This is a genomic window from Streptomyces sp. NPDC090442, from assembly GCF_044769405.1.
GTDB lineage: Bacteria > Actinomycetota > Actinomycetes > Streptomycetales > Streptomycetaceae > Streptomyces.
Genome location: NZ_JBIVXW010000016.1, coordinates 60,136 through 76,654 on the forward strand (window position 1 = coordinate 60,136; position 16,519 = coordinate 76,654).

Annotated in this window: 14 protein-coding genes; 6 read left to right on the forward strand and 8 right to left on the reverse strand. The window is 72.9% G+C overall.

The window, feature by feature from the left end; genetic code table 11:
- Nucleotides 1-224: 224 nt before the first annotated feature.
- From ACIQU6_RS14015 to ACIQU6_RS14030, 4 genes are all read right to left on the reverse strand, one after another.
- Nucleotides 225-1,700, reverse strand: coding sequence for a GntP family permease (locus tag ACIQU6_RS14015; protein ID WP_403481854.1), 1,476 nt, complete (start codon nucleotides 1,698-1,700; stop codon nucleotides 225-227).
- A 141-nt stretch (nucleotides 1,701-1,841) separates the two neighbouring features.
- Nucleotides 1,842-2,252: a RidA family protein gene (locus ACIQU6_RS14020; RefSeq protein ID WP_274913613.1), complete on the reverse strand. Its 411-nt coding sequence runs from the start codon at nucleotides 2,250-2,252 to the stop codon at nucleotides 1,842-1,844.
- A gap of 20 nt (nucleotides 2,253-2,272) precedes the next feature.
- Nucleotides 2,273-3,040, reverse strand: coding sequence for an IclR family transcriptional regulator (locus ACIQU6_RS14025; RefSeq protein ID WP_403481855.1), 768 nt, complete (start codon nucleotides 3,038-3,040; stop codon nucleotides 2,273-2,275).
- Between the two features lie 73 nt (nucleotides 3,041-3,113).
- Nucleotides 3,114-4,292, reverse strand: coding sequence for a sugar kinase (locus ACIQU6_RS14030; RefSeq protein ID WP_403481856.1), 1,179 nt, complete (start codon nucleotides 4,290-4,292; stop codon nucleotides 3,114-3,116).
- Between the two features lie 234 nt (nucleotides 4,293-4,526).
- On the opposite strand from ACIQU6_RS14030, the gene ACIQU6_RS14035 reads away from it, so the two are divergent.
- The 4 genes from ACIQU6_RS14035 (at nucleotide 4,527) to ACIQU6_RS14050 (ending at nucleotide 9,513) form a co-directional block, all read left to right on the forward strand.
- On the forward strand, nucleotides 4,527-5,816 hold the full coding sequence (locus ACIQU6_RS14035) for an amino acid deaminase (RefSeq protein ID WP_403481857.1): 1,290 nt from the start codon (nucleotides 4,527-4,529) through the stop codon (nucleotides 5,814-5,816).
- Nucleotides 5,817-6,036: 220 nt separating this feature from the next.
- Entirely contained in the window at nucleotides 6,037-7,671 is a 1,635-nt protein-coding gene (locus ACIQU6_RS14040; protein ID WP_403481858.1) for an amidohydrolase family protein, read from the forward strand.
- A gap of 129 nt (nucleotides 7,672-7,800) precedes the next feature.
- On the forward strand, nucleotides 7,801-9,012 hold the full coding sequence (locus tag ACIQU6_RS14045) for a pyridoxal phosphate-dependent aminotransferase (protein ID WP_403481859.1): 1,212 nt from the start codon (nucleotides 7,801-7,803) through the stop codon (nucleotides 9,010-9,012).
- Nucleotides 9,013-9,096: 84 nt separating this feature from the next.
- Nucleotides 9,097-9,513: a hypothetical protein gene (locus ACIQU6_RS14050; RefSeq protein WP_403481860.1), complete on the forward strand. Its 417-nt coding sequence runs from the start codon at nucleotides 9,097-9,099 to the stop codon at nucleotides 9,511-9,513.
- Nucleotides 9,514-9,746: 233 nt separating this feature from the next.
- Here the strand turns inward: ACIQU6_RS14050 and ACIQU6_RS14055 are convergent, their stop codons facing one another.
- Nucleotides 9,747-11,564 (reverse strand): phosphoenolpyruvate carboxykinase (GTP), encoded by a 1,818-nt coding sequence (locus tag ACIQU6_RS14055; protein ID WP_403481861.1) that lies wholly within the window; start codon nucleotides 11,562-11,564, stop codon nucleotides 9,747-9,749.
- A gap of 237 nt (nucleotides 11,565-11,801) precedes the next feature.
- Between ACIQU6_RS14055 and ACIQU6_RS14060 the strand changes: the two genes are divergently transcribed.
- Nucleotides 11,802-12,527: a hemolysin III family protein gene (locus ACIQU6_RS14060; protein ID WP_403481862.1), complete on the forward strand. Its 726-nt coding sequence runs from the start codon at nucleotides 11,802-11,804 to the stop codon at nucleotides 12,525-12,527.
- A 356-nt stretch (nucleotides 12,528-12,883) separates the two neighbouring features.
- A complete protein-coding gene (locus ACIQU6_RS14065; protein ID WP_403481863.1) occupies nucleotides 12,884-13,510 on the forward strand; it encodes a TetR/AcrR family transcriptional regulator in 627 nt (208 codons plus the stop codon).
- On the opposite strand, the gene ACIQU6_RS14070 is transcribed toward ACIQU6_RS14065, so the two are convergent.
- The 3 genes from ACIQU6_RS14070 to ACIQU6_RS14080 form a co-directional block, all read right to left on the reverse strand.
- Nucleotides 13,500-13,919, reverse strand: coding sequence for a MerR family transcriptional regulator (locus ACIQU6_RS14070; protein ID WP_403481864.1), 420 nt, complete (start codon nucleotides 13,917-13,919; stop codon nucleotides 13,500-13,502). The genes ACIQU6_RS14065 and ACIQU6_RS14070 overlap by 11 nt on opposite strands.
- Nucleotides 13,920-13,949: 30 nt before the next feature.
- Entirely contained in the window at nucleotides 13,950-15,293 is a 1,344-nt protein-coding gene (locus tag ACIQU6_RS14075) for an amidase (RefSeq protein WP_403481865.1), read from the reverse strand.
- Nucleotides 15,294-15,445: 152 nt separating this feature from the next.
- Nucleotides 15,446-16,450, reverse strand: a complete 1,005-nt coding sequence (locus tag ACIQU6_RS14080; RefSeq protein ID WP_403481866.1) for an MDR family NADP-dependent oxidoreductase — start codon at nucleotides 16,448-16,450, stop codon at nucleotides 15,446-15,448.
- Between the last annotated feature and the right edge of the window lie 69 nt (nucleotides 16,451-16,519).

A 16,519-nucleotide genomic window follows, 5' to 3' on the forward strand; every position in this document is an offset into this window, starting at 1 on the left:
TCCGCCGATCCGGTTTTGTCACGCGCATTGTTCGCCGACACCGGCCGCACGGCAATGAATTTCCGCGAATCTAGCGGAAGTTGCCCGCGGAGCACGGGACCGGCGTCGAGGATGCCTACCCCGGCGCGGGCCACCGGCCACCCCGCCGGCGGGGGATCACCCCTCCGCACGACGGGGCGGCGCGGCGCGCGTCCACTCGCCGGGCCGGCCCACCGGGTCGGGCCCTAGACCACCAGGCTGAGCAGCGCCGCCACCGCGAAGCCGGCGACCGACAGCACCGATTCCAGCACCGTCCAGGACTTCAGGGTGTCCCGCTCGGATATCCCGAAGTACTTGCTGACCATCCAGAAGCCGCCGTCGTTGACGTGCGAGGCGAAGATCGAGCCGGCCGAGATCGCCATGATGACCAGGGCCAGGGCGGGTTGGGAGAGCCCTTGGGACTGGACCAGCGGCAGCACGATGCCGGCGGTGGTCACGATCGCCACCGTCGCCGAGCCCTGTGCCACCCGCAGGACCAGCGAGAGCAGATAGGCCAGCACGATCACCGGCAGGCCGACGTGGTGGAAGGTGTCGGACAGCGCGTCGGCGACCCCGCTGCCCTTGAGGACCGCGCCGAAGATCCCGCCGGCGCCGACGACCAGCAGGATGTTGCCGACCGGCTTGAGGGAGGCGGTGGAGACCCGCTCCAGGGACGCGCGGGACCAGCCGCGGCGGACGCCCAGCAGGTAGTACGCCAGCAGCAGTGCGATCGTCAGGGCGACGAAGGGGTGGCCGAAGAACTCGACGACCGAGCGGCCCGTGGAGGGCGCCAGCACGATGGAGGAGAAGGTCGCGAGCAGGATCAGCAGCAGCGGGGTGCCGATGATGGCGAGAACGGTGGCCAGCGGGACCGGCTTCTCCGGGGGCGCGGTCCCGGCGGCGGCCCGCTCGGCGGCGACCGCGGCCCGGGCCTCCTCGGCGGCCTCGACCATGTCGTGCGGGACGGGCACGAAGAGCCGCTTGCCGATCCAGGCGGCGTACCCCCAGGCCGCGAGCACCGCGGGCACCCCGCACAGCACGCCCATGACGATGGTCCAGCCCAGATCCACCTTGAACAGGGCGGCCGCGGCGACCGGTCCGGGGTGCGGCGGCAGGAAGGCGTGCGTCATGGACAGGCCGGCCAGCAGCGGCATGGCGTAGAGCACGATCGACTTGCCGCTCTTCTTGGCGGCGGCATAGACGATCGGGGCCAGCACGAAGATGCCGACGTCGAAGAAGATCGGGATGCCGAAGATCAGGCCGGTCAGGCCCATCGCCAGCGGGGCGCGCCGCTCGCCGAAGAGGGCCAGCAGTCGGGAGCTCAACACCTCGGCGCCGCCGGAGACTTCGAGGATCGCGCCGAGCATGGTGCCCAGGCCGATGATGATGGCGACGTGGCCGAGGATGCCGCCCATGCCGCTCTCGATCATCGAGACCGCGTCGGACTTCTGGACCGTGCCGAAGAGCTCGGTGACGGAGAGGCCGGCGGCCAGGCCGACCGCGATGGAGACCCCGAGCAGGGCGACGAAGGGCTGGAGTCTGACCTTCATGATCAGGACGAGCAGCAGGGCGATGCCGAGGGCGGCGACGGTCAACAGGCCCGGCGTGCCCGGTATCAGGGCCAGCAGCCCGCCGGTGTGGGGTGGCGCCGGTGGGGCAGCGGAAGGAGCAGCGAGGACCATGGGTGACTCCGTTGTCAGGGGGTGTCCAGGCAAGGGGGGGACCGCGGCACGGCGCCCCGGTCGTACGGGGCGCCGTGCCGTGCGGCGGGCGGGAAGCGCGGCGGTGTGCTAACGGCGGGCGGTGCAAGGGGTGTTACTGCCTCAGCTCAGGACGGCGAGCGCGTCGATCTCGATGAGCAGGCCCTTGGGCAGGCCGACGTAGACGGTGGTGCGGGCGGCCGGCGGCTGGGTGAGTCCCTGCTCCTCGAAGTAGGCGTTGTAGATCTCGTTCATCTCGGCGAAGTGGTCGACGTCGGTGAGGTAGACGCGCATCATCATCACGTCGTCCCAACTGGCGCCGCCCTCTTCGAGGATGGCCTTGACGTTGGCGAAGGTCTGCAGGGTCTGCTCGCGCAGCGTCGGGCCGGCCGGCGTCGGGGCCTGGCCCTCGACGGCGGGCAGGAAGCCGACCTGGCCGGCGACCTGGAGGATGTTGCCCTTCTTGACGCCGTGCGAGAACTTCGCGGGCGGGGTGGTGTGGGTGGCCGGGGTGAGGGCGGTCTTCTCGCTCATGTGTGTCCTTCAGACGTGCTTCACGGGGCCGGCTCGTGGCCGGGGCTGGTGGTGCCGGAGAACTCCCGGCTGATGGCGTCGGCGGTGCGGCGCACCAGCGGGAGCAGGGTGAGGAGTTCCTCGGCGCTGACCACGACGCTCGGGGCGGAGACCGACATCGCGGCCGCGACCCGCCCGTCCGCGCCGCGGATCGGGGCGCCGATGCAGTTGATGGACTCCTCGTGGCCACCGAGGTCGGTGGCCCAGCCCTGTTCGCGCACCTTGGCCAACTCGGCCAGGAAGGCCACGGCGTCGGGTGTCGAACGGGACGTGTAGCGGGGGTAGTCGAGCCGGGCCGCGAGGGCGCGGCGCTCGGGCTCGGGGAGGTCGGCGAGGAGCAGCTTGGCGACGGCGGCGACGGTGAGCGCCACCGGCTTGCCGATCCGGGAGTACATCCGGACCGGATAGCGGCTCTCCACCTTGTCGATGTAGAGGACCTCGTTCTCCTCGTAGACGGCGAGGTGGACGGTGTGTCCGCACTGCTCGTTGAGGGCGACGAGGTGGGGGTGGGCGATACCGCGGACGTCGAGGTGCTCCGCGGCCTCCTGGGCGAGGGCGAACAGGCGGGCGCCGAGTCGGTAGCGCTGGTCGGGCTGGCGGTAGACGAGGCCGTGCTCGTGGAGGGTGCGCAGCAGCCGGAGGGCGGTGGACTTGTGCACGCCGAGCCGGTCGGCGACCTGGCCGAGGTCGGCGGGGCCCTCGGCGAGCAGCGGCAGGATGCTCAGCGCGCGGTCGACGGTCTGGCTCATGCGCGCGCTCCCTCCGGCTCGGCCCGACAGCCGTCGGGGGCGCGCCCGTCGGGGGTGCTCTGGCTGCGCTCGTTCATGACGTGGATACCTCCTGGTCCGCGGCCTCCGTGGGCTGCGTCCAGCCGGGGCCGAGGTGCAGTGTCCCCCAGGAGGCGTCGTCGAGCGCGGCAAGGCGGTCGGCCAGCGGCCGGGCGGGGGGTGCGGCGAGGTCGCCGGGGACGGTGAGGGCCGCGGCGGCCCAGAGGTGACCGTGCCGGACCCGGGTGCGCAGCGGCAGCCCGCGGAGGGTGGCGGAGAGGAAGCCGGCGGCGAAGGCGTCGCCGGCGCCGACCGCGGCGACCACCTCGACGGTGGGGGCGGGGACGAGGGTGCCGGTGGGCTCCTCGTCCGTGCCCGGGGTGTCGGGGGCGTGCCGGAAGACCAACGCGCCGGCCGCGCCCAGCTTGACGACCAGGGTCTCCGGCTCGGGCAGCGCGGCGCGGACGGCCCTCGGGTCCGGCAGCCCCCAGGCGGCCTCGGCCTCGTCGGCGCCGACGAACACCACGTCGGCGGCGCGCGCCAGATCGAGGAGGACCCGCGGCCCTTGGGCGCCGGACCACAGGTGGGGACGGTAGTTGACGTCGAAGGAGAGCAGCGGCCGACCGGGGCCGACCGGGGCGGGGCGGTCGGACGACGGGCGGGGGCGCTCGGCGCGGGGCGGCGGCGACGAGGGGCGGTGACCGGGCGACGGGTCGGGCATGAGGGCGCGCAGCAGGCCGAGGCAGTCCGCGGAGAGCGCGGCGGTGATCCCGGAGAGGTGGAGTACCCGGCCGGCGCGGATCGCGGCCAGGTCCATGGTGGTCGCGGCCATCGCGGAGGCGGCCGAACCGGCGCGGTAGTAGGCGACTTCGTGGGCGTCGGTGGCGCGGTCGCCGGCGGTGCGGAAATAGATGCCGGTGGGGCGGTCGGGGTCGCGCCGGACGGCGCGGGTGTCGACGCCGTGCCCGGCGATCTCCCGGACGAGGTGGTCGCCGAAACCGTCGACGCCGACCCGGGAGACCCAGCGGGTGGGGTGGCCGGCGCGGGCGAGGGCGCAGGCGACGTTGGACTCGGCGCCACCGATGGCCCGTTGGAAGGCGGGGACGTCGGCAAGCCGGCCGGGGGCGGTGGGTAGGAAGGTGACCATGGACTCGCCGAGGCAGACGACATCGACGTCCGGGGCGGCGCCGGCCGCCGGGACGGGGGTGTCGCTGACGTTCCAGGGCGTGGTCACGATCGCTTGCGCTCCTTCGCTGCTGCCGCCGAGAGGCGGGCCGTCGTACCGCACGGGCGGGCGGTCCCCGCCGGGTCGCGGCGCCGGATCCGCCGTGCGCCACGGCGCGTTTCCCGCGGCGTCCGCCGGTGTTTTCGGACCATTGACCGGGCGATGGCCCGGATGTTAGACAGCTCTAAGCGATATGCGCAATGAGCGTTGCAGAGAATGCAACGCACTCTTCGAGGAGGCTCCATGGCCGGCGACCGGCTCGCGCGGGAACTCACCAACCTCGCGGACGACACCGTCGATCACCGCTTCAAGGCGCTCCCCCCGGATGCCGCCGGCCGCACCGTCAGCGAACTGGCCGCCGAGCGCCGCAACCTCTTCACCGACGGCTTCACCACCCCCGTCCTGGCCCTCTCCGCCGAGGCCCTCGACCACAACCTGGCCCTCCTGGAGACCTACACCGACCGACACGGCCTGGCCTTCGCCCCGCACGGCAAGACCTCGATGGCCCCGCAGCTCTTCGCCCGCCAACTGGCCCACGGCGCCTGGGGAATCACCGCCGCCGTCCCCCACCAGGCCCGCGTCTACCGGGACTTCGGCATCCAGCGGATCTTCCTGGCCAACGAGCTCGTCGACGCCGCCGCGCTGCGCTGGCTGGCCGGCGAACTCGCCGCCGACCCGGACTTCCGCTTCGTCTGCTACGTCGACTCGCTGCGCGGCATCGAGCTGATGGACGCCGCGCTGCGCGCCGCCGAGGCCACCCGCCCCGTGGACGTCGTCATCGAACTCGGCGCCGGCGAGGGCGCCCGGACCGGCGCGCGCACCGAGGCCGAGTGCCGCGAACTCGCCGATGCCATCGCGGGCGTGGACACCCTCCGCCTCGTCGGCGTCGCCGGCTACGAGGGCGAGGTGCCCAGGGCCGATCACGAGCGGGTCACCACCTGGCTGCGGCGGCTGGTCGCGCTCGCCGCCGAGCTCGACGCCTCCGGCCGCTTCACCGACCTCGACGAGATCGTGCTCAGCGCCGGTGGCAGCGCGTGGTTCGACGCCGTGGCCGAGGTCTTCGCCGACCTCCCCGAACTCTCCGCGCCCGTCCTCAAGCTGCTGCGCTCGGGCGCCTACGTCTCGCACGACGACGGGCACTACCACCACCTCACCCCCTTCAACCGGGTGCCGGACGAGGGCGCCCTGCAGCCCGCCTTCCGGCTCTGGGCGCAGGTGGTCTCCCGGCCCACCCCGGAGCAGGCGTTCCTCAACGCCGGCAAGCGGGACGCCGCGTACGACCTCGACCTGCCGAAGGCGCAGGCCGTGCGCTCCGGCCGGGACGGCACCCTGCGCCCGGCCACCGGCCTCACCGTCACCGGCCTGTCCGACCAGCACGCCTGGGTCCGCACCGAGCACGCCGGCGATCTGGAGGTGGGCGACTGGGTCGCCCTGGGCCTGTCGCACCCGTGCACCTCCTTCGACAAGTGGCAGTTGATCCCGCTGGTCGAGCAGGACGGGACGGTCGTCGACTTCATCCGCACGTTCTTCTGATCGCTCCGCATGTCCTCGTGCTACCCGCGCCGGGTGCGCAACTCGCCCCGGCGCACCCCGAGAACCCCCTGATCACCCCCTGACCCGACCCCCGATCGGCCACCCCGAGAGATCCCGGGGTCATCCCCCATCCCGTCCCCGACCCCGACCGCGCGCGCCGCCACCGGCCCCGACTCGCCCGCGCGGACGGCCGGGACGGTCCGACGAAAGGCGGCCCGCCTTGGACACCGTGTTCCGCGACGTACGCGTCATCGACGGGTCCGGCGGGCCCTCCTACCGCGCCGACGTCGCCCTCGCCGACGGCCGGATCGCCGCCGTCCACCGCGCCGGGACCGGCGGCCCCCGCCCGTCCGCCGCCCGCACCGTGGACGCCGCCGGCCTCGCCCTCGCCCCCGGCTTCATCGACATGCACGCCCACAGCGACCTGGCGCTGCTGCGCGACCCGGCGCACACCGCGAAGGCCGCCCAGGGCGTCACCCTCGAAGTCCTCGGCCAGGACGGCCTGTCCTACGCCCCCGTGGACGACCGCACGCTGGCCGCGGTCCGCGCCCAGATCGCCGGCTGGAACGGCGGGGGTCCGGGCGACGACTCCCTCGCCTTCACCTGGCGCACCGTCGGCGAGTACCTCGACCGCCTCGACCACGGTTTCGGGGGCGAGGGCATCGCCGTCAACGCCGCCTACCTCATCCCCCAGGGCACGGTCCGGATGCTCGCCCTCGGCTGGGACGACCGGCCGGCCACCGACGCCGAACTGGCCCGGATGCGGCGCCTGGTGGCCGAGGGCCTGGAGCAGGGCGCGGTGGGCCTGTCCTCCGGCCTCACCTACACCCCGGGCATGTACGCCTCGGACGCCGAACTGACCGAGCTGTGCCGGGTGGTGGCGCACTACGACGGCTACTACTGCCCGCACCACCGCTCCTACGGCGCCGGCGCCCTCCAGGCGTACGCGGAGATGGTCGGCCTCACCCAGGAGGCCGGCTGCGCCCTGCACCTGGCGCACGCCACCATGAACTTCGGCGTCAACAAGGGCCGCGCGCCCGAGCTGTTGACCCTCCTGGACGACGCCCTGAACGCCGGCGCCGACATCACCCTGGACACCTATCCGTACACCCCCGGCTGCACCACGCTCGTGGCGATGCTGCCCAGTTGGGCCAGCGAGGGCGGCCCGGAGGCGATCCTGGCGCGGCTCGCGGACGACGCCACCGCCGCGTCGATCCGGCACGCCCTGGAGGTCGCGGGCTCGGACGGCTGCCACGGCGTCCCCATCGACTGGGACGCCATCGAGATCTCCGGCGTCACCGACCCCGCCCAGGCCGACTGGGTCGGCCACACCGTCGCCCGCGGCGCCGCCGACCGCGGCCAGGCCCCGTGGGACGCCGCCCGCCGCCTGCTGATCGCCGACCGGCTGGGCCCGACGATCCTCCAGCACGTCGGCCACGAGGACAACGTCCGGCAGATCATGCGGCACCGGGTCCACACCGGCGGCAGCGACGGCATCCTCCAGGGCGCCAAGCCGCACCCGCGGGCGTACGGGACCTTCCCCCAGTACCTCGGCCGGTACGTCCGCGAGCTGGGCGTGCTGCCCCTGGAGGAGTGCGTGGCGCACCTGACCTCCCGCCCCGCCGCCCGGCTGCGGCTGCCCGACCGCGGCCTGGTCCGCGAGGGGTACCGCGCGGACCTGGTCCTCTTCGACCCCGAGACGGTCGCCGCCGGCTCCACCTTCGACGCCCCGCGCACCCCGCCGGTCGGCATCCCGCACGTCCTGATCGACGGCCGCTTCGTCATCGAGGACGGCCACCGCACCGACACCCTCGCGGGCCGCGCCATCCGCCGCACCCCGGGCCGGCACGCCTAGGGCACCCGATCCGCCACGGATTCAGCACCACCCCACCCCTCACACTCCGCGACCGCACCCTCACCCTCCGCCCACCACGTGGCGAAAACCACCCGGCGGGTGTCGGTACGCCCCCGTAGAGTGGCGGTCATGCAGGTGATCCAGTCAACGAAGCTCGCCAACGTCTGCTACGAAATCCGCGGCCCGGTCCTTGAGGAGGCCATGCGGCTGGAGGCAGCGGGTCACCGCATCCTCAAGCTCAACACCGGCAATCCGGCGGCGTTCGGCTTCGACTGCCCGCCCGAGATCCTGGAGGACATCCTCCGCTCGGTGGGCACCGCCCACGGCTACGGCGACGCCAAGGGCCTGCTCTCGGCCCGCCGCGCGGTGGTCCAGCACTACCAGACCAAGGGCATCGAGCTCGCCGTCGACGACGTCTATCTGGGCAACGGCGTCTCCGAGCTGATCCAGATGTCGATGCAGGCACTGCTGGACGACGGCGACGAGGTGCTGGTCCCGGCCCCGGACTACCCGCTGTGGACGGCCTCGGTCTCGCTCTCCGGCGGCACCGCCGTCCACTACCGCTGCGACGAGCAGGCCGACTGGATGCCGGACCTCGCCGACATCGAGCGCAAGGTCACCGACCGCACCAAGGCCATCGTCGTCATCAACCCCAACAACCCCACCGGCGCGGTCTACGACGACGAACTACTGCGCGGCATCGCCGAGATCGCCCGCCGGCACAACCTCATCGTCTGCGCCGACGAGATCTACGACAAGATCCTCTATGACGGCGTCACCCACACCCCGTTCGCCGCGCTCGCCCCCGACCTGCTGACGCTGACCTTCAACGGCCTCTCCAAGGCGTACCGCGTCGCCGGCTACCGCAGCGGCTGGCTGGCGGTCTGCGGCCCGAAGGCGCACGCGGCCTCCTACATCGAGGGGCTGACGATCCTGGCGAACATGCGGCTGTGCGCCAACATGCCGGTGCAGCACGCGGTCGCCACGGCGCTCGGCGGCCGACAGTCGATCAACGACCTGGTGCTCCCCGGCGGCCGACTCCTGGAGCAGCGCGACACCGCCTACGAGCTGCTGACCCGTATACCGGGCGTGAGCTGCGTCAAGCCCAAGGGCGCGCTCTACGCCTTCCCGCGGCTCGACCCGAAGGTCTACAAGATCAAGGACGACCGGGAGATGGTGCTGGACCTGCTCCGCGCCGAGAAGATCATGATCGTCCACGGCACCGGCTTCAACTGGCCCGAGCCCGACCACTTCCGCCTGGTCACGCTGCCGAACAAGGACGACCTGGCCGACGCGGTCACCCGCATCGGCTCCTTCCTCGACGGCTACGGACAGTGCTGACCCACAGCGACTTCTATACGGACCACAACTTTAGACAGAGTCTAAGCTAGGATGGCCTCCTAGACGTTTTCAGGAGGCCGTCCCATGTACGAACCGATCCGCACCAAGTCGGTCCACAGCATGGCCGTCGCCCAGGGGATCCCGCACCGGTCCCGCGAGGAGGAGCTGGACATCCGGCTCGCCGGGCAGCTGACCGCCCTGCTCACCGTCACCGACGAACTGCACGCCCTGACCGGGTGCCCCACCGAGCGCGCCGCGCTGGCCTCGGCGGCCGAGCGCATCGCCGCCGAGGTCACCCGGCTGAGCGGCCAACTCCCGCTGCGGGCCGAGCCGTCCGGCGGCGACCCGGCCCGGACGCCGGCCCTCCGACAGCGCGCCCACACCCTCGCCGGCAACGCCCTGGCCGTCGCCACCTCCCGCGACGACGCCGACGCCATCAAGCTGGCCGAGGAGCAACTGGCCGCCCACGCCGCCGACAGCCCGGACCTCGCCACCGCCTGAAAGCACCGACCCCGCCCCGTAGTTCCCCCACCCACTACGGGAGGGGACAGGCCGGAGGGGCCGGTGTGCAGGACTGCCTCTCTTTACGTCCTGCACACCGGGCCCGCAGGCCCGTCACCGCACCCGACAGCCCCGCGCAGCGGACAACGCCCATGCGCCGCAGGCACAAAGCACGGCAACCCCCACGGCGGGGCAGCCGACAACGTGGGACACGACCGGCCGCAGCGCAGCGCTCAGCCGAGCCTCCGCACCAACGCCCGGTACTCGTCCCACAGCTCCTTCGGCGCATGATCGCCGAAGGTGTTGAGGTGCTCGGGGACCAGCGCCGCCTCCTCGCGCCAGACGTCCTTGTCGACGGTGAGCAGGAACTCCAGGTCCTTCTCGGAGAGTTCGAGGCCCTCGGTGTCCAGCGCCTCCTTGGTGGGCAGCACGCCGATCGGCGTCTCGACGCCCTCGGCCGTGCCCGCCAGCCGCTCGACGATCCACTTGAGCACCCGGCTGTTCTCGCCGAAGCCCGGCCACACGAAGCGGCCCGCGTCGTCCTTGCGGAACCAGTTGACGTAGTAGATCCGCGGCAGCTTCGCCTGGTCCTTGTCGGCGCCGACCTTGAGCCAGTGCGCCATGTAGTCGCCCATGTTGTAGCCGCAGAACGGCAGCATGGCGAACGGGTCCCGGCGCAGCTCGCCGACCTTGCCCTCGGCCGCGGCGGTCTTCTCGGACGCCACGTTGGCGCCGAGGAAGACGCCGTGCTGCCAGCTCAGCGACTCGGTCACCAGCGGCACCGCGCTGGCCCGGCGACCGCCGAAGAGGATCGCCGAGATCGGCACGCCCTTGGGGTCCTCCCACTCGGGCGCGATGGTCGGGCACTGGGCGGCCGGCACGGTGAACCGGGCGTTGGGGTGCGCGGCCGGAACGCCCGACTCGGGCGTCCAGTCGTTGCCCTTCCAGTCCGTCAGGTGCGCCGGGGTCTCCTCCGTCATGCCCTCCCACCACACGTCGCCGTCGTCGGTGAGGGCGACGTTGGTGAAGACGGAGTTGCCCCAAAGGGTCTTCATGGCATTGGCGTTGGTGTGCTCGCCGGTGCCGGGCGCGACGCCGAAGAAGCCGGCCTCGGGGTTGATCGCGTAGAGCCGGCCGTCCTCGCCGAACCGCATCCAGGCGATGTCGTCGCCGATCGTCTCGACCGTCCACCCCGGGATCGTCGGCTCCAGCATGGCCAGGTTGGTCTTGCCGCAGGCGCTCGGGAACGCCGCGGCGACGTACTTGGCCTCGCCCTGCGGCGGGGTCAGCTTGAGGACGAGCATGTGCTCGGCCAGCCAGCCCTCGTCGCGGGCCATGACGGAGGCGATCCGCAGCGCGTAACACTTCTTGCCCAGCAGGGCGTTGCCGCCGTAGCCGGAGCCGTACGACCAGATCTCGCGGGCCTCGGGGAAGTGCGAGATGTACTTGGTGGAGTTGCACGGCCACGGCACGTCCTGCTCGCCCTCGGCCAGCGGGGCGCCGAGGGTGTGCACGGCCTTGACGAAGAAGCCGTCCTCACCGAGCTCGTCGAGGACCGGCTGGCCCATCCGCGTCATGGTGCGCATCGACACCGCGACGTACGCGGAGTCGGTGATCTCCACGCCGATCGCGGAGAGCGGGGAGCCCAACGGCCCCATGCAGAACGGGACGACGTACATCGTCCGGCCCTTCATCGCGCCGCGGAAGACCCCCTTGTCACCGGTGAAGATCTCCCGCATCTCGGCGGGCGCCTTCCAGTGGTTGGTCGGGCCGGCGTCCTCCGCCTTCTCCGAGCAGATGAAGGTGCGGTCCTCGACGCGCGCCACATCCGACGGATCGGACGCGGCGTAGTAGGAGTTGGGCCGCTTGATCGGGTCGAGCTTCTTGAACGTGCCCTTTGCGACGAGCTCTTCACACAGCCGCTCGTACTCCGCCTCCGAGCCGTCGCACCACACGACCCGGTCGGGCTGGGTGATCGCCGCTATCTCTTCGACCCACTCGCGCAGGCCCTGGTGCCGGGTCGGGGTGGGAGCCGCGTTGTCGCGCGCCACGATCGCTCCTAGATGAGGGGTTTGATCGGCTTCCCATGCATAAAGCCAGAAAACCGCTTCTTTTGCTGTTCTGCCCCTTGGGGGCCGCGACCCGGATGCTTCGTGACCGCTCATCCGGTGCCGACCGCACTCATTTGATCATCCGACCCGGATTCGGTTCTGTCCAGGGGGCACCGTGGTGACCGTCACCACTTCCGGACGATCTGTAACCTACGGTTGCGTAGGTAGCATTGCGCCATGACTTCCGCGCCTGACGCCGCCGAGAGCCAGCCCCCCGCCGGGTCGCCCAGGACCGAGCCCGGCACGGCGGTCGCCGCCGCGGCCGCGCCGCTCAAACCGAAGCTGCGCGGCTGGCTGCACGCCGGGATGTTCCCCGCCGTCCTGCTCTCCGGCGTCCTGCTCACCGCGCTCGCCGACAGCCCCCGCGGCCGCCTCGCCTGCGCGATCTACACCCTCAGCGCCTGCCTGCTCTTCGGTGTCAGCGCGCTGTACCACCGCGGCAATTGGAGCCCGCGGACGGACGGCGTGCTGCGCCGGCTCGACCACGCCAACATCTTCCTGATCATCGCCGGCACCTATACGCCGCTGACGCTGCTGCTGGTGCCCGGCACCCGCGGGCAGATACTGCTCTGGGCGGTCTGGGCCGCCGCGCTGGCGGGCATCGCCTTCCGGGTCTTCTGGGTCGGCGCCCCGCGCTGGCTCTACACCCCCTGCTACATAGCGATGGGCTGGGCGGCCGTCTTCTTCCTCCCCGACTTCCTGCGCACCGGCGGCATCGCCGTCCTCGTCCTCGTCATCGTCGGCGGGCTGCTCTACAGCGCGGGCGGCGTGATCTACGGCATCAAGCGCCCCAACCCGTCACCGCGGTGGTTCGGCTTCCATGAGGTCTTCCACTCCTTCACCCTCGCGGCCTTCGTGGTGCACTACGTCGGCATCTCGCTCGTCGCGTATTCGCATCCCTGAGGCGGGCCGGACCCGGGCGAGGGGCGCCCCGGGTCCGCCCACCGGTCTTCCGGCCATCACCCCGCGCCACCCCGGCCGCGGCCGCGCGGCCGCGGCCACCCGCCACGCCAGGACCGTCACCCCGGCCAGCACCAGAGCCGTCACCAACAGCCCACCGCCCAGCAGATAGCCGCCCACGCACAGCGCGGCGGCGAACGCGGCGTACCCGTGAATCGCAGGTCGCATCGTCACGCCTCCCTCCGAACGTCACCGACAGTAATCATTCCCGCGTCGCAGCGTGACACACCCCACTGACAGTCAGGGGGCTGTCAATCCGCCAGGCATCGGTCCCGCGACGGGTGGGGACAATGAGCCGCATGGTCTCCGCACGCACCCCCGCCGCCGCACCGCCCCGGAAGTCGAAGCCCGGACTGCGCGAGCGGAAGAAGCTCCGGACCCGCCAAGCGATCCGCCGGGCCGCCTTCCGGCTCTTCGCCGAACGGGGCTACGACGCAACCCCCGTCGACCGGATCGCCGAGGCCGCGGAGGTCTCCCCCAGTACCGTCTTCCGCTACTTCCCCGCCAAGGAGGACATCGTCCTCACCGACGAGTACGGCGCCCTGCTGGAGAACGGGATCCGCGCCCGCCCGGCCGGCGAACCGCTCATCGAGACGCTGCGGTACGTCACGGTCGGGATCATGCGCGGCATCGACGCGGCCGACCGCGGCGAACTCGTCCAGCGCATCCGGCTGATCCGCGAGGTGCCCGCGGTCCGGGGCCGCACCGCGGAGCTCACCGCCGGGAACCTCGACCTCATCAGCGCCGCCCTCGCCGAACGCACCGGCCGGCCGGCGGACGACCTCGGCATCCGGGTCGTCGGCGCGGCGGCCCTGGCCGCCCTCCAAGAGGCGCTGCTGCACTGGGCCGAGGACACCCGGGCGACGGACCCGGAGGAACTGATCGACCGGTCGATGGACGTCCTGTCCCGCGGACTCACCCTCTGAGCGCGCGCCCCTGACCGCCGGGCCGCCCGTCGGGCTCCCCCAGCCGCGCGGCCAACCGCGCCCGCAACCGGGTCAACCGCGCGATGTGGCCGTCCAGTTCGGCCAGCCGGCGCCGGGCCACCTCCTCCGCCGCCGCCGCGCACCGCCCGGCCCCCGGTTCGGTCCCGATCAGGTCCGGTACGCCCTCCGGTGGCAGGGTGTGCAGCAGGTGCGCGAAGGCCCGGACGTCGCCCACCGTCAGCCCCGCCTCACGCAGTTCACGGACCACCCGCAGCCGGCGGACGTCCTCCGCGTCGTACTCCCGGTGGCCCGACGGCGTCCTGCGGGCCGTCACCAGTCCCTGCTGCTCGTAGTAGCGCAGCGCCCGCGGCGTCAGCCCGGCTGCCGCCGCCGCGTCCCCGATCCGCACCGGCCGTCTCCCCCGTCCCCGTACTTCCCGCTAGTTACCGGCCGTGGGGCGGCGACGCTCGCCGACCGCCCCGTTCAGCGCGCGCTCGATGCCGGCCGCCCAGGACAGCAGTTCCTCGTCCGCGGCGGACCGGCCCACCAGTTGGAGCCCCAGCGGCAGCCCGTCGGCGGCCCGGCCGGCGGGCAGGCTCAGCGACGGCAGCCCGGCGTTGCTCCACGGAAGACACATGATCGAGCTGCCCGTGGTCGTCAGGTCGGCGGGCGCGGGCCCGGTGGCCGCCGGCGCGATCCACAGGTCGATCCCAGCGTCCGCCCCGGCCGCCGCGAGCCGCTCCCGGAAGGCGGCGCGGCGCTCCCGGGCGTCCTGGTAGACGGCGTCCCCGATCGGCTGACCCTCGTGGATCGCAGCCGCGGTCTGCTCCCGGTAGAAGGCGCCGTGGCGGGCGAACCACCGGGCGTGGGCGCGCGCGACCTCGTAGCGGTTCATGGTGAAGAGCTGCTCGACGACCCCGGCGAAGTCGGCCATCACGGGCACCTCGCGCACCTCGTGACCGGCCGCCGTCAGTGCCTCCCGTTGGGCCCAAAAGGCCCGCAGCGCCTCGTCGCCGGCCCGGTCCAGATAGGGCCCGACCGGTACGCCCAGCACCGGCGGGCGCCCCGGCGCGGCCGCGGCGCGCCATCCGTCGCAGAGCACCGGGGCGGCCAGCGCAACGCCCGCCACGTCCGTCGCATAGCACCCGAGGGTGTCGAAACCGACCGCGTTCGGGATCACTCCGGCGAGCGGGATCCGCCCGTAGGTCGGCTTGAAACCGACCACCCCGCAGTAGGCGGCGGGCCGGATCATCGAGCCGACGGTCTGCGTCCCGATGGCCAGCGGGACCATCCCGGCGGCGACCGCGGCGGCCGAGCCGCTGCTCGAACCCCCGGGCGTGTGCGCCGTGTTGTGCGGGTTCCGGGTCGGTCCCGGGGCGGTGACCGCGAACTCCGCGGTGACGGTCTTGCCCGCGACCAGCGCGCCCGCGGCCAGCAGCCGATCCACGACGGTCGCCTGCGGCCCGGCGAGCTCCTCGGGCGGCAGCGCCGAACCGGCCCGGGTGGGCAGCCCGTTGACGTGCACGATGTCCTTGATCCCGACCGGCACGCCGTACAGGACGGGCCGCCCACCCGCTCCCTGCGGGGCAGTTGCGGCCAACTCCCGTGCCGCGGCCAGCAGTCGGGCGCGCCGGCCCGGCTCGGGCACGAACGCCCGGACCCGCCCGTCCACGGCGTCGATCCGGTCGCAGGTGCGGCGCACCGCGTCGACGGGGTCGTCCGCACCGGACCGCAGCGCCGCGGCCTCCTGGACGAGGGGGCGGCAGCCGAGCAAGGTCGTCACCCCTGCAGGCTACCTCCGGGGCGCAAACCCCCCGGAGGAATGACCCAGTTGGCGTCCCGGCCCCACCGCACACCCCGGGTGCGGCAGGGCGGGGACGCCCCTACGGGCCCGCTCCCCTCCCCCGAGGATCGGGTCCGTACAACCGACTCCCCCTACAACTCCACCAGTACGGCGCCCAGATGCTTCCCCGCGATCAGCTCCTGGAGGGCCCGCGGGGCCTGGGCGATGCCCTGGAGGCGGGCGTGCGGGAAGGTGAGGGTGCCGTCGCGCAGCCCCTTGCCGAACAGCCCGTTCCACCGCGGGATCAGGTCCCGGTGCTCGTAGAGGGCCACGCCGCGCATCGTGATGCTCCGGGCGAGCAGCGACAGGGTGTCGATCGGGACGGCGCCGGCGCCACCCTCGGCGAGCTGACTGGAGAGCGCGCCCACCAGGGCGATCCGGGCGCCCCGGTTGGCCACCGCGATCGCGGCCTGGAGCTGCTCGCCGCCCACGTTGTCGAAGACCGCGTCGACGCCCTCCGGGGCGGCCGCGCGCAGTTGCTCCTCGATGGGCCCGGCGCCGCGGATGACCACCGCGTCATAGCCGAACTCCTTGACCAGTCGGTCGGCCTTCTCCCGCGAGCCGGTGCTGCCGATGACCCGGGTGGCGCCGCGCAGCTTGGCGAGCTGGCCGGCGAGCGAGCCGACGCCACCGGCCGCGCCGGTCACGAACACCGTGTCGCCGGGGCGTACTTCGGCGCCGGCGTCGATGCCCATCAGGGCGGTGGGCCCCTGGGAGAGGTAGCCGGCCGGGTCGGGCATCTCGGCGGCGTCGTGGCGCTGGACGTCGCCGGCGTCCAGCAGGGCGTACTCGCGCCAGCCGAAGCGGTGTTCCACCAGGTCGCCGGGGTTGAGGTCGGTCCCCGGGGCGGCGACCACCTCGCCGACGGCGGGCCCGTTGAGCGCCTGACCGACCTGGAAGGACGGCAGCGGGATGCCGGTGACCTCGTCCATCAGGGTGCGCATCACGGCGGCGACCGCCATCAGGGTGTTGCGTACGAGTACCTGGCCCTGTGCCGGTTCCGGAACCGGGACCTCCACGAGCTCGAAGAGGTCGTCGGTGACCGGCCCCGTGGGGCGGGCGGCCAGGCGGACTTCGTGGTGCGTGCGGTTCGTCATGCCCGAAGGCTAGAACTTGACGCGCGCGTCAAGTTCAATCCGGTCGCTGGTCCTAGGACTTGCGGCGGG